1 protein-coding gene is annotated in these 409 nt (G+C 27.9%); it reads right to left on the bottom strand.

All coding sequences use genetic code 11. The features are described from left to right. Nucleotides 1–409 (bottom strand): hypothetical protein (locus G3997_RS04770; RefSeq protein ID WP_330616238.1); only part of this gene is annotated, 409 nt, incomplete at both ends.

Genomic DNA, 409 nt, shown 5'->3' with positions numbered 1-409 from the left:
AATCCTCTACCAAGTTCTTGATATGCACTTATTTTATATACGCCTTCTTTTTCAGTATCTAATCCTTTTATATAAAATCGTTCTTCTGGAAGTAATGTTTTCCAAGTATATGAATCAAATCCTTTAGGTGTTAAATAATCAAATGCTATTCTCTTAGCTTCATTTATTATATTTACTATCGGTGAGTTAGAATCTGATTTTAATAATTCATGKTGAACATCTATATCTTCTATATTTTTATATGATGTTAATATTTTTAATGCTGCTGCATATGCAGCTAATATATAATCTTGGTCTGAAAAATTAGGGTCATCTTTATCGTCTAAATCCCTCATACTGTCTATTTGACTTTTTACTTCATCTTCTATTTCTGGATATAATTCATCTAGATATGCTGTATCATCTGAGT

The organism is Romboutsia sp. 13368, assembly GCF_018336475.1.
Lineage (GTDB): Bacteria > Bacillota > Clostridia > Peptostreptococcales > Peptostreptococcaceae > Romboutsia.
This window is presented reverse-complemented; position numbering and strand designations above follow the sequence as displayed.